At 35.3% G+C, this 14,923-nt stretch carries 13 protein-coding genes; 3 read left to right on the top strand and 10 right to left on the bottom strand.

Features of this window, described 5'->3' with window-relative positions; genetic code table 11:
• The first annotated feature begins 3 nt into the window (after positions 1 to 3).
• The 3 genes from recN to RYK16_RS01700 are packed head-to-tail and all read left to right on the top strand — an operon-like array spanning position 4 to position 3,744.
• Positions 4 to 1,647 carry a DNA repair protein RecN gene (gene recN, locus RYK16_RS01710; protein ID WP_314850355.1) on the top strand — a complete coding sequence of 548 codons (1,644 nt, stop codon included), beginning with the start codon at positions 4 to 6 and terminating at the stop codon, positions 1,645 to 1,647.
• Entirely contained in the window at positions 1,647 to 2,837 is a 1,191-nt protein-coding gene (locus RYK16_RS01705; protein ID WP_314850354.1) for a DNA polymerase IV, read from the top strand. The genes recN and RYK16_RS01705 overlap by 1 nt, the downstream gene beginning before the upstream one ends.
• A complete protein-coding gene (locus RYK16_RS01700; protein ID WP_314850353.1) occupies positions 2,824 to 3,744 on the top strand; it encodes a tyrosine-type recombinase/integrase in 921 nt (306 codons plus the stop codon). The genes RYK16_RS01705 and RYK16_RS01700 overlap by 14 nt, the downstream gene beginning before the upstream one ends.
• A 110-nt stretch (positions 3,745 to 3,854) precedes the next feature.
• Here the strand turns inward: RYK16_RS01700 and RYK16_RS01695 are convergent, their stop codons facing one another.
• From RYK16_RS01695 to RYK16_RS01650, 10 genes are all read right to left on the bottom strand, one after another.
• The gene (locus RYK16_RS01695; protein WP_314850351.1) at positions 3,855 to 4,139 is read right to left on the bottom strand and encodes an HU family DNA-binding protein; all 285 of its coding nucleotides are present in this window, start codon (positions 4,137 to 4,139) and stop codon (positions 3,855 to 3,857) included.
• 80 nt (positions 4,140 to 4,219) lie between these two features.
• Positions 4,220 to 5,167, bottom strand: coding sequence for a bifunctional oligoribonuclease/PAP phosphatase NrnA (locus RYK16_RS01690; protein ID WP_314850350.1), 948 nt, complete (start codon positions 5,165 to 5,167; stop codon positions 4,220 to 4,222).
• Positions 5,167 to 6,363, bottom strand: coding sequence for an acetate kinase (locus RYK16_RS01685; protein ID WP_314850348.1), 1,197 nt, complete (start codon positions 6,361 to 6,363; stop codon positions 5,167 to 5,169). The genes RYK16_RS01690 and RYK16_RS01685 overlap by 1 nt, the downstream gene beginning before the upstream one ends.
• A 10-nt stretch (positions 6,364 to 6,373) precedes the next feature.
• Positions 6,374 to 6,691, bottom strand: coding sequence for a YlxM family DNA-binding protein (gene ylxM, locus RYK16_RS01680; RefSeq protein ID WP_314850346.1), 318 nt, complete (start codon positions 6,689 to 6,691; stop codon positions 6,374 to 6,376).
• Positions 6,681 to 7,652 (bottom strand): signal recognition particle-docking protein FtsY, encoded by a 972-nt coding sequence (ftsY, locus tag RYK16_RS01675; protein WP_314850344.1) that lies wholly within the window; start codon positions 7,650 to 7,652, stop codon positions 6,681 to 6,683. The genes ylxM and ftsY overlap by 11 nt, the downstream gene beginning before the upstream one ends.
• Positions 7,649 to 10,594 carry an AAA family ATPase gene (locus RYK16_RS01670; RefSeq protein WP_314850342.1) on the bottom strand — a complete coding sequence of 982 codons (2,946 nt, stop codon included), beginning with the start codon at positions 10,592 to 10,594 and terminating at the stop codon, positions 7,649 to 7,651. The genes ftsY and RYK16_RS01670 overlap by 4 nt, the downstream gene beginning before the upstream one ends.
• Before the next feature lie 122 nt (positions 10,595 to 10,716).
• Entirely contained in the window at positions 10,717 to 11,094 is a 378-nt protein-coding gene (gene mscL, locus RYK16_RS01665; RefSeq protein WP_314850341.1) for a large conductance mechanosensitive channel protein MscL, read from the bottom strand.
• 1 nt (position 11,095) lies between these two features.
• A complete protein-coding gene (locus RYK16_RS01660) occupies positions 11,096 to 13,243 on the bottom strand; it encodes a U32 family peptidase (protein WP_314850340.1) in 2,148 nt (715 codons plus the stop codon).
• Positions 13,240 to 13,728, bottom strand: coding sequence for a DNA-deoxyinosine glycosylase (locus RYK16_RS01655; RefSeq protein WP_314850609.1), 489 nt, complete (start codon positions 13,726 to 13,728; stop codon positions 13,240 to 13,242). The genes RYK16_RS01660 and RYK16_RS01655 overlap by 4 nt, the downstream gene beginning before the upstream one ends.
• Entirely contained in the window at positions 13,712 to 14,923 is a 1,212-nt protein-coding gene (locus tag RYK16_RS01650; RefSeq protein WP_314850339.1) for an L-serine ammonia-lyase, iron-sulfur-dependent, subunit alpha, read from the bottom strand. Before RYK16_RS01650 ends, RYK16_RS01655 begins: the two co-directional genes overlap by 17 nt.

Here is a 14,923-nt window from a genome sequence, read left to right as displayed (position 1 = left end):
GTTATGTTGAAACACCTGTATATCAAAAACTTCATACTGATTGATGAACTAAACCTAGATTTTAAGTCTGGGTTTAGTGCGTTTACTGGTGAAACTGGTGCTGGTAAATCAATTATGCTAGATGCTATTTCCATCTTATGTGCAGAGCGTGCAGGTGCTTCGTATATTTCAAAAGGAAAAGAGAAAGCAATCATTGAGGGAACTTTTGATTTATCCCATAATAAACATGCATTAGAGGTATTAGCAGAGGCTGGTTTAGAAACATCTGAAGATGTTACGTTTACAAGAGAACTATTATCTTCAGGTAAATCAGTAATTCGTATTGATCATCGCATTGTTACGTTATCACTTGCGAAAGATATTCTTAGAGATGAGATCGATATCCATGGTCAAAGAGATACAGCATATTTGTTAAATACAGCAAATCATATTCGATTACTCGATACTTTCTTACAAGTTGATGAAGAACTTAAACAAGTTAAAGAATCTTACCAAGAATATGCAAGACTTATTAAAGAAAAAGAGAAGGCTTTACAAAACGAATTTAATGAGAATGATTTAGAATACTTCCAATATCAAATTCAAGAAATTGAACAAGCCATTCTAAAGATTGGTGAAGATGAAGAATTAGCCGATAAAGAAAGACAGTACAAACAAATAAAAAACTCACTTGATAAATATAATCAAGTCTTTTCACTATATGAAGAAGGATTGGCTGATTCTTTATATGATTTACAAAAACTATGTTCAAGTTTAGGAAATGATGAGAAAACAACGGCCATTCAAATATCTATTTCTGATGCTTATTATTCTATCTCAGACAGTATTGATGAACTCCATAAACTAGTTGGTGAATATGATATGGATGAAGAAGAAATCAATGAGATGGAAGAGCGTCTCTATACAATTCAAAAGTTAAAGAGAAAATATGGAAACTCTATAGAACAAATTCTCTCTCAACAAGAGCAACTCAAACAACAAGTCCAGATGTTTACACATCGTAAAGAGTTTATTGAACAAATGGACAAAAAGATTGAAGCTGCACATAGTACATATCAAAAGCATGCTTCTAAGTTATCTAATATTCGACAATCACGGGCAAAAGAACTTGATGATGCAATTCTCATCAATCTAAACGAACTTATGTTACCAAACGCATGCTTTAAAACGGTTTTTACAGAATGTAATCATAGTGAACATGGAAATGAGAATGTTGAGTTTATGATATCCATGAATAAAGGGGAAGAGCCTAAATCACTTGTTAAAACAGCCTCTGGTGGTGAATTAAGCCGCTTAATGCTTGGCTTAAAGGTGATCTTTACAAAACTACAAGGAATTCAAACTGTTATCTTTGATGAAATTGATACAGGTGTCAGTGGTCCAGTTGCGACTGCGATTGGACAAAAGATGAAGGCACTATCAAATTCATGTCAAGTCTTTGCAGTAACACATTTAGCACAAGTAGCAGCTTGTGCAGACACACATTATTTTGTTTCAAAAGAAGATAAAGATAATAAAACGATTACACATGTGACTGAATTAGATGAAAAGGGGCGTATTGATCAGCTTGCCCTCATTTCCAGTGGTAGTATTACCGATATCTCTAAGAAAGCAGCACAAGAACTTTATCGGAGAAATCATAGCTAATGTATCACGTATATTTTCATATTGATTTAAATGCCTTTTTTGCTAACGCTGAAGTGCTATTAAATCCAGAATTAAAAGGAAAGCCAATTGTGATATCTGGTGCTACTAGACGTAGTGTTGTTTCAACTGCAAGTTATGAAGCACGCGCATATGGTATTCATAGTGCAATGCCTGTCAGTGAAGCACAAAAACTTTGTAAAGACTTAATTATCGTTGAAGGACACTATACTTGGTACCGTAATCTTTCAGAGCGTTTTATGGAGATTGTACGCTCCTATACAACCCTAGTCGAACAGGCGTCTGTAGATGAATGCTACGCAGATATGACTGAAGCTATCAAGAGATTTGAAAGACCCTTAGATCTTGCTTGGTCCTTGCAAAAACAAATTTATACTGAACTTGGTTTAACATGTTCTATTGGTGTAGCACCAAATATGTTTTTAGCCAAAATGGCTAGTGATATGAAAAAGCCGAATGGTATTACTGTCTTACGGATTCGAGATGTACAAGAAAAGATGTGGCCTTTACCGATTAAAGATATGAGAGGCATAGGAAATAAAACAGTTCCTTATATGCAAGAACTTGGTATCAAAACGATTGGTGATCTAGCAAACTATAAGGATATCGCAAAACTTAGAGAAATATTAGGCAAAAATACTGATGATTATATTGAACGAGCAAATGGTATTGATCATAGGGAGTTAGAGACAGAATGGGATGCTAAATCTATGGGCATTTCTGAGACGTTATTAGAAGATATTAATGAATATGAGGAATTAGCTGGTTTAATTAGAACACTAGCTAGAACGCTCTCTAAACGCCTTAAAAACGCAAGTAAAGTTGGCTGTTCTATTCATATTCGTATTTGTTATTATGATTTTAGAAATATTACACGCGCTACAAAGTTATCTTCGCCAATCTGGCGTGCTGATGAAATTTATAATGCAGCTATAGCCTTGTTTGAGGATAACTGGGAAGAGGGGGAAGCAGTACGCCTACTTGGAATCACAGTTGGTGATTTCGCCGATGAAGGCTATGTTTCTTCACAACTCAATTTATTTGATGAGGAAGCAGCATTTAAAGCTGAAACAAAAGATATTATCAATGATTTAAATGGTATGCTTGGACTTAAGAAAGCCTTTGTTAGAGCTAGCAATCTTTTAAAGGAGAATACTGATGAAGATTCATGATGCATTTGCTGAATATTTCACAAATATAAAAATCAACGAAGGCAAGAGCAAGCGTACAGTATCTTCTTATGAAAATGATTTAAAACAATATAGTCAGTTTTTAGATATACAAGGTATTACAAATACTAAGAAGATACAACCAGAGCTAATTGAAGAATTTATTGCAAACCAAAGCGAATATAAAGCATCAACATCATTAGCAAGAATGACTGCTGCGATACGCTCATTTCACCAGTTTGTGACGATGATGCATGATGAAGTAGATCCAAGCTTAAACTTGCAGGTACATAAAGGTCCTAAAACATTACCGGTATATTGTACTGTTGATGAAATTAAACTGTTAATGCAGTCATTTGACGATACAAATATCCAGGATAATCTGGACCATACACTTCTAGAGACTATCTATAGTTGTGGTTTACGAGTATCAGAGGTATGTAATCTAACAATTAATCGTGTAGACCTCGATACAGGAAAAATACGTGTACTTGGAAAGGGGGATAAGGAACGCATTGTTCCAATACCAAAAGGTAGTATTCCACTTCTAAAGCAATACGTTTCTATTACACGTGTTAATCTAGTTCAAAAAAAGACTAATATGTTCTTTATCAATCGATTTGGACGAAAGATTACTAGTAAATATGTGGAATTACTATTACAACGTAAATGTGTCGAACTTGGTTTTAAGAAGCATATTACACCACATAAACTAAGACACAGTTACGCAACACATATGTTACAAGGCGGCGCTGATTTACGAAGTATTCAAGAGATTCTAGGCCACAGTAATATACAGACTACGGAAATCTATACGCACGTACAAAATAAACAATTGTTTGATGCGTATATTAAATTTAATCCATTAGCATCACAAGACTTAGATATTCCAAAGAAGAAGGATGAGTAAACGCTACTGATGATACTCATCTTTTTTTATATTTATTTAAATCGCATAACATACATTATGCGAAGTTACTTATAATAAAAGAAAAGACACTCATATGAGTGCCTTTGAGCTTACTTAACTAATTCCTTTAAGTTCTTAGCTGCTTTGAATCCAGGAACCTTTGATGCTGGAATCTTGATTGTTTCTTTTGTTTGTGGGTTGATACCTGTGCGAGCTGCACGTGTCTTAACTTCAAACTTACCAAAACCGGAAATATCTACACGACCACCATCTTTTAAAATACCTGATACTGTATCAAATACTAAATCGATAATCTCTGCTGCTTCTTTCTTAGTTAGGTTATGCTTTTCAGCTACTAATTCAGCAATGCTCTTCTTATTTAATGTTTCTGCCATTTTAATTTCCTCCTAATATGTTTGTATTTTACTATAGTTTTTATAGCACATTCAATATTGACATTTTTCGTTTATATGTGCTACTTACTAACTTTATATAAATCTTGTAGTAAATTTTGTAAATCATTTTCAGTGAGATCTTTAACACCGGAAGCGTTCTTATGACCGCCACCATGGTATTGATTTGCAATTGTATTTATGATTGCTGTTTTAGAACGTAATGAGCCATCATAAAGTTTATGTCCATCTACAGTTTTCTCTGTAAAGATAGCCCAAATTGAAAATTCTTTCACATGACCAATCTCATCAATACGATTACGTGCTGATGAATCACTAATATTGTATTCATGCTGAATAGTTTCTGGAATAATTACATACGCTAAATGTTGACCAAGCAACTGTGTATTGGAACGAATCCAATTACTAAAATGGAAAGTTTTGTAACTAACATCAAATAGTTCACGATTAAGTTCTGGAATTTCTAGATTATATGATGCTAATTTTGCTGCCATTTCTAGTGTGTGTTGTGTTGTATTACTTGTTCTAAAGCATAAGGTATCTGTTAATAGCCCCTTATATAGGTATGTTGCAATCTCATGATTCATAATCTGATTATCACAGCTTGCAAAGAAACTTGTGAGAATTTCACAAGTAGCAGCTGCTTCTTCACAGACATAATTCTGAGTTCCATATGGATCAAGATTTGGATGATGATCAATTTTAATTACTTGTTTTGCAAATGCATAACGTTGATCATCAATACGTTCTTTATTTCCAGTATCTAAAACAATTGCAATACTCGTACGGATTGTATCTTCATCAACAGTATCAGATGGAGGATAAACAGTTTGATCGGTTGTCTCCACCCCTAATCTATATACCCTCTTCTCTGGAAAGTTTGTTTTAATCCAACTGCATAATCCATTTTGAGAGCTTAATGCATCACAATCGGGATGCGTATGTCTAAATAATGTAATGACATCTGCATCCTCAATTGTCTTTAATATTGCTTTAAAATCGAGATTCATTATAGTCCTAACAATCTAACTGTATCGCGTGCAATTACAACTTCTTCGTTTGTAGGAACGATCCATACTTGTACTTTTGAATCAGGCTTAGAAATGAGGCATTCTTTTCCATGAATTGTAGCATTTAATTCGTAGTCGATATTTAAGCCTAAAGCTTCTTCCATAGCCTTTAAGATACGCTCTCTGCATGCGTCATCATTTTCGCCAAGACCTGCTGTAAATGCAATTGCATCTACGTGTCCTAATTGGAAGTAATAACCACCTACAACATTAATAACACGATTTGTATAGAGTTTTCCAGTTAAGATACCACGTGGATCACCAGCATCAATAGCTGCTTGTACATCGCGCGCATCTGAACTAATACCTGAAATACCTAACATACCAGACTTCTTATTTAAATATGTATCCATGTCATCTGGTGTGCATCCTAATTTCTTCATCATGTAGAATACAACAGTAGGATCAATGTCACCACAACGAGTACCCATCATAATTCCACCTAATGGTGTTAATCCCATTGATGTATTTAACACTTTACCATTCTTGATAGCAGTGATTGAGGCACCATTACCTAAGTGGCATGTAATCATATTTAATGTATTAACATCCTTGCCCATTAATTCAGCAGTACGACGGTTTACATACTGATGGCTTGTGCCATGGGCACCATAACGACGAATCTTATAATCTGTATACCATTCATATGGTACTGGGAACATATATGATTCTTCTGGCATTGTCTGATGGAATGCTGTATCAAATACGAATACGTGACCAATATTTGGTAAAGATTCCTTGAATGCTCTATAACATACTAAGTGTGCTGGGTTATGTAATGGAGCTAGTTCACCATATTCTTCAACAATTTTTTCAACTTGTTCATCTACAACTACCGACTGATCAAATGATGAACCACCTTGTACGATACGGTGACCTGCACCCTTGATTTCATCAAGATTTTCCACAATACCAAGTTCTGTTAATTTATTTAAAAGTATATCAACAGCTACTTTATGGTTTGGAATTGGAAGCTCTACTGTTTCCTTTTTACCATTGTACTTGATAGTGAACGCACCCATCTGTTGACCAATACGTTCTGCCTGTCCACTTGTTAAAACTGTTTCACTTGGCATATCAAATAATTGAAACTTTAGTGATGATGATCCTGAATTTACTGAAATGACCTTACTCATATCTTCCTCCTTAATCAATTTCTGTATCTAAGCATTGGTCGATTAATTTAACAACCTCTGCTGAACCAACCTTTCGAATCTTTTCATATAGCTTGCATCGTTTTATATAAGATGCATGCATACTTAACTTTTCTTCATAAGAATCTAGTTCAATACGACAGCGCTTGATAGTATCATGAATCGCTGCACGTGATGTGTTTACTAGTTCACTGATTTCCTGCAATGATAGATCATCACGGAAATAGAAGTTACATATCTCCTGCTGCTTTTGTGTTAATAACTTTTCATAAAAGTCTAATAAACTGTTGTAATATAACTTACTTTGCATTTTCTAGTCCTTCTGAAATGCTATATAAATATGCATCTAAGTCGAATGGACGTAAGTCAGTAGGCTGTTCACCTAACCCTAAATAATATACAGGAATGTGTAGTTTATGCTTAATCGCAATCACAATACCACCCTTCGCTGTACCATCCATCTTTGTTAAGATAATACCGCTTAAATTAGTCGCTTCTGCGAAAATTTGTGCTTGAGATAAACCGTTTTGTCCGGTTGTTGCATCTAATACAAGCCATGTATTATGTGGTGCACCAGGAATTTCTTTCGAAGCAACACGATTCATCTTAGATAACTCGTTCATTAGATTCGCTTTATTCTGTAGACGCCCTGCAGTATCGCATAATAAGATATCTATATTATTTTCTATTGCATAACGACATCCATCAACAATTGCCGCACTAGGATCTCCATTTTCAATTCCTTTAATACAAGGAACACCTAAACGTTCACCCCACTTAGCAAGTTGATCAATTGCACCAGCACGGAAAGTATCCGCTGCTGTAAATGCAACTGTCTTTCCTTGGTCTAAAAACATGCGTGCAAGTTTAGCAGATGTTGTTGTTTTTCCAGAACCATTGACACCTTCTAATAAGAATACAGTCGTACCCTTCTCATTAAATGAGATTGGCTTATCAGGCGTTGCTTCATAAATTTCCTTCATGGTTTCAAGTAAAAAATTCATTGCCCACTTGAATGTAATCGAAGGATATTCAGAGCACTTTAACTTCATCTGCTCGCAGATATAATCAGCTGTTTCAATTCCAACATCACTTTCTAAAAGGATAATCGTTAACTGTTCAAGAAAGTCATCATCTACCCCTTTGTATTTATATTGCATTTGGTTTAATTGATCACCAAAAGTTTGTTTTGATTTTTTAAAACCAGAAAGATATGTAGCTTTATCATCTTTTTTAGAGAAGGCTTCTTTTAGCTTATCTAAAAAACTCATGCTCGTACCTCCTCATTTGTAGAATCTGCCATACTGAGTGCATCATGTAAGGCAACCTTTAACATCTGTGATACACCTTGGTTCTGCATTGTTACACCATAAAGTACATCAGTATTTTCCATTGTACCTGGACGGTGAGTAACAACAATAAACTGTGTCTGGTGTGTATAGTGATGTAAGTATTGTGCAAAACGTTCAACATTACCTGGGTCTAACGCTGCCTCAACCTCATCAAGGATTACCATAGGTACGGGTTTAATCTTTAATATCGCAAACAGTACACATAACGCAATTAAACTCTTTTCACCACCAGAGAATAACATGTTATTTTGAACAGCTTTTCCTGGAGGCTGTGCATCAATATCAATACCTGTATTCAAAATATCAGAAGGATCTTGTAATGTAAGAACAGCTTTACCACCACCATAAAGAGCACGGAAGATGTCATTAAACTCTGCGTTAACTTGATCGAAAGTTTCTATAAACTGACGCTTCATAACAGTATCCATCTCATCGATTGCAGCTAAAATCTTATCAACACTTTCTGTTAATTCCGCAATCTGATTCTTTAATGTTTCATAGCGTTCGTTAACTTCGTTATATTCCTCTGGTGCATTCATATTAATATTGCCAAGGCGTTCAATATCTGCACGTAACTGTGCAACTTCTTCCTTAGCATTTTCAATCTGCTCATCAGTTACCTTCGTCTTAGCAAATTCATATGTTAACTGGTATTCACTTGCAAGTCTTTGCAAGCAAGCTTCCATACGTGTTTCAAGTTTTCCTTGATCGACCTTAATGGCATTCGCACTAGCTTCTGCAGTGCTTAACTCCTTACGCATTTGACGAGTTTGTTGTTCTCTGCGTTCTGCTTCTTGGTTTATCTGATATCTTTGTTCGCGCTTTGCCTTCATATCATTGGTAATCGTATCGCGCTCTAGATATGCTTGGTTTAAGCGTACAATTAATTCTTCTGTATGAGATTCATCACTATCATGACTTAATCCCTTAGGATCTAATAATGCTAAGTCGTTCTTTAACTTTTCAAGTTTAGCTTTCTTAGCATCGACAACAGGTTCAAGTGCCGCAACGGCATAACGCTTTTCACTCATTGCTTGCGCTGCTTTATCACGTGCTTCATTTGCTTGATTTAATGCCTTTGTCGCAAGTTCTAAACGTGCAGATTCTGCATCAATTAACGCATTAATTTCTTCTGCTTCCTTGCGCATAGTCATGATATTTGTATCGTGACGTGTCTTACCACCAGTCATAGAACCACCACGGTGAATTACTTCTCCACTAAGAGTTACAATCTTGTATAAGCGCTTAGTTAATGTAGATAATTCATTACCAGCTTCCATGTCCTCTACAACAAGAACATTATTTAGTAAGCTTGTAATTACTGGTTCAAACTGATTATTATTTTTTACAAAATCAGCCGCAACACCTAAATATCCCTTTGTATTTTGACAGATAATTTGATTATCTTGAGATACATAACGTGGTGTACATACTGTTAAAGGTAAGAAAGTTGCACGACCAGATTGGTTACGATTTAAGAAACGAATTGCATCACGAGCAGCTTGTTCATCAACAGTAACAATATGATTCATCGCTGCTCCTAGAGCAGTTGACACAGCTTCTTCATAACCATTTTCAACTTGTAATACCTGACCGATAACACCCAAAATACCGGATAAAGCATTCTGGTTTTCCATAATAGAACGAATACCTTGTTGGTTATTGAATGGATTACGCATTAACTGATCGATAACGTTTTTTCTATTTTCAAGTGAACGTAAACGATTGGCTGCTTGGTCATATTCACTACGTTTATCAACGATATTTGCAGCAGCAGCACTTAATTGTTGTGAGTATAAACGAATTTCAGTATTCAAATCATCTAAACGTTTTTGACGGTCTTCATACTCAACTCTAGCTTCTTCGATTAATCCAGCTAGTTGTTTAGCCTTCTGTTCATTAGTACCAGTTTCTACGATATACTTACGCTTTTCATCAAGTTCTGTACGACGTGCTTCTAAACCTGCAATTTCATTGAACTTCTTCATCAGTTCATCTTGTAAGTCATTAATCTCACGGTCTAATGTTGAAATCTGTCTTCTACTTTCAGAGAGTTTTGTTTCGTTGATTTGTATATCAGTTGAAAACATTGTTGTCTTTGTTTCAATATCAAAGAGTGCTTTCTTTGCAGTCTCGATATCTGCGTGGATACTTTCAATATCTTGTACTAATACGGAGATTTCAATTTCTTCTAGGCGTTTCTTCTTTTCACGATATATCTCTGCTTTTCTGGCTTGTCTCTTTAATGGAGAAACCTGCTTTTCAAGTTCAATTAAAATATCGTTAGAACGATCTAAATTTGCCTTTGTTCTTTCTAGTTTTGATAAAGACTCTAGCTTTCTCTTTTTATACTTTGCTACACCTGCAGCTTCCTCAAAGATCCCACGACGTTCTAAAGGCTTTGCTTCCGCAAAAGATAAGACGTTACCCTGAGAGATAATACTCAAACTATCTTTACCAAGACCTGTGTCTAAGAAAAGATCAACAACATCCTTTAAACGTACATTTTTACGATTAATCAAATACTCTGCTTCGCCAGAATCACGAAAAAGACGACGTGTTACTTCAATCTCGTCTTTGTTATCATTTAAAATATGATTTGTATTGTCAAACACTAAAGTGACTTCTGCCATATTGACTCTACGGCGATCAGCACTACCTGCAAAAATAACATCATTCATTTTATCGCCACGCATACTCTTAGCACTTTGTTCACCAAGTACCCAACGTACTGAGTCAGCGATATTTGATTTACCACAACCATTAGGACCTACAATACCAGTAATCGGATGATCAAACTGAATAATTGTACGATCCGCAAAGGACTTAAATCCTTGCATCTCGATTCGTTTTAGAAACATAAAATCTCCTTAAATCTCTTAGATATTATAACAAAATAGCCCTCTTCCAACCACTAAAACGGGAAATTTAACAAATTTTAATTGAAAAAAACAGCCTACATTTAAAGGCTGTTTCAAAAAACTTATTTGTTCTTTAATTGTTCTAAAATCTTTTCTAATAGAACTGTTTCGTCGCTCTTTACAGGAGCAGCTTCTTCCTTCACTTCTGGCTTCTTGAGCTTGTTGATACCCTTAACCATAATGAATAATACAAGTGCTAATAGGATGAAGTTAATTACGGATGAAATGAATGCACCAATCATTAAGTTAACAGCACCTAAACTAATTACAACACTTGAGAAGTCAACCTGGAATACAACACCTACTAATGGGTTAACGATGTTATCGATGAATGACTTGATAATAGCCTGGAATGCACCACCGATGATGACACCAATTGCCATGTCCATTACGTTTCCACGTAACGCAAACGCCTTAAACTCTTCAATAAAATTCTTCATGTTATTTATCCTCCAATATAGATTTTATACTGATGGTCTCATCATCTAGAATCAAGTAACTTCCCATGCAGAATGGGTTATCCGTTTTAAAGGCTGATGACTCTAAGATTGAAACCTCGCTAGCATTATACGATATTTCGTAACGATTGCCATGTAAATCGCTCATAAATTTTAAATTTTGTTCTTTAGTGAAACGATCTTTAATATGCATTAAGGTACGTTTACCGTAAATAAGCTTATAAACTGGGGCTTGAAAGCCATATCGCTCTTCAAAAGCATCAAGTGTTTTTTCTATCTGAAAGTCGTTCATTTCTTCAGAAAGAATCACTCCCTTTATACCCGGAATCGATAATAAATATGCAATTGCATAAGAATTTACAACATTGAGAGTCATACCACCAATACAATCAATTAGTTTATTATTAAAGTCTCCAGCTTGTGAAAGTACAGTATTAACTAGAGTAGTTGTACCCTCTTGTGACTCATGAATCACAGGTGTAACGGTATCGTTTTCAACTACGTTTAAGTAGTTCTCACAATCAAATTCTCTAGGTTTCTTAGTTTGGATAATATATTTGTAATTTCGATCAAAAATATTCTCTGTCTGATAGTGATATTCTTGTTTACCTTCTCGTACATGTTGTATAGCACGTAAATCATCTAATTTTTCTAAAGCAAGTCTACGTGTTTCATTGATAACACTTACCGGTAGGAAGATATTCTCGATTTCACCCGTAAATTTCGTAATTCGATATGCAAAGGCACCCGTTTTGGCTAAACCAGCTTCTATCTTCTCCTTTGATAATGGTGCATTCTTAGCTTGTTCTAGATTGATTGAACTTTCTTGTACAACAGTATGTTCCCCATCAGAAATAATTAGCTTTAATGGATGTCCTATTTTAGCCTCGTAGGAAACAGTAATATTAACAAGTCTTCTATATTCTTCAATGTTATGTTGTACTTCATCTAGTAGTCTAGTATCAGTTGTCTTATGTAACTTTTGACCTTTTTTAGGTCTACCTTCCTTACATTCTAAAGTCACTATTTGCCCTGGATTAGAACTATTTACCAATAGATTTTTTTGGTCATAGATTTTAACTGCAGTTAAGCCAATATCTTCCGGTTCACTGAGAATACGCAAACCATCATGTTGATAAAGTGGTTTGGATAGTTTTACCTTTACTTTACCCTTATAGAAGTCAAGAACTTCACCAATTACAATACCTTGGTGATTTGGACGATACTGGCTCATGCGTTTAGTTACATCATCATGGAATAAATGTCCTTCAGAAAAACCACGATTAAACATCAGTTTTAACTCTTCCTGACGTTTCTTAGTAACACGATATGGTTCATTTCTATAATATGCATCGATAGCTTCACGGAAAGTTTTCGTAATTAGCCAAACATATTCAGGTCGTTTCATACGACCTTCAATTTTTAGGCTACTAACTCCTGCTGCTAATAGCTTTGGCAATTGATCAATTACATTTAAATCCTTTGGACTAAGGATATATTCGCCTTCTTCAAACTCGGTACCATCTTCCTTATAGTATTTCATACGGCAACATTGTGCACACATTCCACGATTAGCACTACGTTGTTTAGTGACAACGCTAAACTGACATTGTCCACTATAGCTAATACAGATAGCTCCATATGCGAAAACTTCGATATCCATACCACTCTTACATGCCTTTTCAACTAATTCGATCGGTGTCTCACGCGCTAATACAACACGCTTAACACCTTGAGTTTTCATATACTCAATACCGGACATATTATGGATATGCATTTGGGTTGAACAATGTACTTCAAAATCAGGAAAACATGTTCGAACATAATGAAATAGACCAAAATCTTGAATTAATAGTGCATCTACGTCATGATCATATAAGAATTGAATTTGGTCTTTTGCAGCTTCAATCTCAGGTTCGTAAAGGATGGTATTCATCGTGACATATACTTTCACCCCACGAATATGACAATATCGTACTGCTTCAACCAGTTCTTCTCTTGAAAAGTTACCTGCAAAAGCACGAGCTGAAAAAGAATTAAGTCCTAAATAAACTGCATCACATCCAGCTTGTACAGCCGCAATCAACGCTTCCATATTTCCTGCTGGTGCAAGTAATTCAGCTTTTTTCATAATACCTCCTTAATCTTTTGATACTCGTATACAAGTTCCTCAAGTCTCATCTTTGCATTTGCAGCAGAAGTACTTGGCAAACTAATATGTGGTAAATCCAAATGAATATATTGTTCATACAAAGCAGCAGCTTTCTTACCAGTAGTAACAATCAATTCAATATGTGTTTTTCGAACTAGTCCAGCAATATCATTTGGTATTACATTCTTGATAGAAGAATCTGATGAACCTTCTATCGTACAAGAATGAATTACATCCCATATTGCTAGATGATGTTTATGACAAAATGATACATGGTCTGTAATTTCTTCATTGAATAAAGCCTCCATCACAGACCAAAATCGATTTGTTTTATTTGCATAGTACATCATATCTTTTCTACTAATTACAGATGGAAAAGAACCTAATATTAGTACTTTAGATTGTTCATCATAAATTGGCTCCAATGGATGAACAACTTTTTTATTTTTAACACTGGCTTTCATCAAAATATTTAGCCAATCCACCAATGGATGTTTCTTTTAAACTCATCGGAATACAATTTCCTGTTTCCTTCATTGTTTCGACGATTGTATCAAAACTCACCTTGTGTGTAGCACGAACTTTATTCATATGAATTGCTAGGTTTGCTGCATCAATAGCACGTAAGATACCTTGTGAATTACGTTCAATACACGGAATCATGACGTATCCCATGACTGGATCACATGTCAAACCCAAGTGATGTTCAATACCAATCTCAGCCGCATATTCAATATCATTTAGATTTCCACCTAAGATATACGCAAACGCAGCACTAGCCATCGCCACTGCAGATCCAACTTCAGCCTGGCAACCACCTACTGCACCAGAAATTGTTGCATTATGTTTGATTAAGTTACCAAAGATACCACCAATTGCAAGCGCATCAATCATCTTATCTTTTTCAATCTTTAAATCATGAATACAATGATATGTTAACGCTGCGATAACACCACACGCACCTAATGTAGGTGCTGTAACTACTTTATGTGTATCCGCATTTTCTTCACCAGCAGCGTAAGCATAACTCATTAATTTTAAATCATTTGCGTACGAACTCGTACTCTCTAAACTTTCTGTATATAACTTACGTGCAACACGTTGCATTTTTAACTTACCTGGTAATGTTCCACCTTCAGCTGTAATACCAGAATGAACACAATTAACTTCTGCATCTACAATCTCTGAAAGATGTTCACGTAAATTTGGTTCATAAGAATAGATGTATGAAAGCAATGTCTCATTTCTATCCTGTAATACTTGTTTAATATCTTTTAGTGAATTTTCTTGATATACTTCATCGTTCCAATCAAGATCTTTTTCAACGATACGGATACTTCCACCACCGATGGAGAATACTGTCCAACGCTGTTGTAATTCATGTTTTTCATTATATGCACGAATATAGAAACCATTCGGGAATTCTTCTTCCCATTCTAGAGAGAAGATTACTTTAACTTCACCTAGTAGTGTCTGTTCGATAATCGCATCTGTATGATGTCCTTTTCCGGTTAAGGATAAAGAGCCAAATAACTCAGCTTCATAGTAAGGAAACGCACCAAATGTTTCGTTGAAGAGCTTGCATGCTCTTTCTGGTGCTAATGTATGTGAACTACTTGGTCCACGTCCGATTTTATATAATTCTTTAATTGATTGCAT

It is taken from the genome of uncultured Solobacterium sp., assembly GCF_963550625.1.
Lineage (GTDB): Bacteria > Bacillota_I > Bacilli_A > Erysipelotrichales > Erysipelotrichaceae > Bulleidia.
This window is presented reverse-complemented; position numbering and strand designations above follow the sequence as displayed.

What these genes read in the sequence shown, in the direction of transcription:
- RYK16_RS01700 (WP_314850353.1), top strand. Translation starts at nt 2,824, where the DNA reads ATGAAGATTCATGATGCATTTGCTGAATATTTCACAAATATAAAAATC.
- ftsY (WP_314850344.1), bottom strand. Translation starts at nt 7,652, where the DNA reads ATGAGTTTTTTAGATAAGCTAAAAGAAGCCTTCTCTAAAAAAGATGAT.
- RYK16_RS01690 (WP_314850350.1), bottom strand. Translation starts at nt 5,167, where the DNA reads ATGAATCTCGATTTTAAAGCAATATTAAAGACAATTGAGGATGCAGAT.
- RYK16_RS01685 (WP_314850348.1), bottom strand. Translation starts at nt 6,363, where the DNA reads ATGAGTAAGGTCATTTCAGTAAATTCAGGATCATCATCACTAAAGTTT.
- RYK16_RS01660 (WP_314850340.1), bottom strand. Translation starts at nt 13,243, where the DNA reads ATGAAAAAAGCTGAATTACTTGCACCAGCAGGAAATATGGAAGCGTTG.
- RYK16_RS01655 (WP_314850609.1), bottom strand. Translation starts at nt 13,728, where the DNA reads ATGAAAGCCAGTGTTAAAAATAAAAAAGTTGTTCATCCATTGGAGCCA.
- recN (WP_314850355.1), top strand. Translation starts at nt 4, where the DNA reads ATGTTGAAACACCTGTATATCAAAAACTTCATACTGATTGATGAACTA.
- RYK16_RS01670 (WP_314850342.1), bottom strand. Translation starts at nt 10,594, where the DNA reads ATGTTTCTAAAACGAATCGAGATGCAAGGATTTAAGTCCTTTGCGGAT.
- RYK16_RS01695 (WP_314850351.1), bottom strand. Translation starts at nt 4,139, where the DNA reads ATGGCAGAAACATTAAATAAGAAGAGCATTGCTGAATTAGTAGCTGAA.
- RYK16_RS01650 (WP_314850339.1), bottom strand. Translation starts at nt 14,923, where the DNA reads ATGCAATCAATTAAAGAATTATATAAAATCGGACGTGGACCAAGTAGT.
- ylxM (WP_314850346.1), bottom strand. Translation starts at nt 6,691, where the DNA reads ATGCAAAGTAAGTTATATTACAACAGTTTATTAGACTTTTATGAAAAG.
- mscL (WP_314850341.1), bottom strand. Translation starts at nt 11,094, where the DNA reads ATGAAGAATTTTATTGAAGAGTTTAAGGCGTTTGCGTTACGTGGAAAC.
- RYK16_RS01705 (WP_314850354.1), top strand. Translation starts at nt 1,647, where the DNA reads ATGTATCACGTATATTTTCATATTGATTTAAATGCCTTTTTTGCTAAC.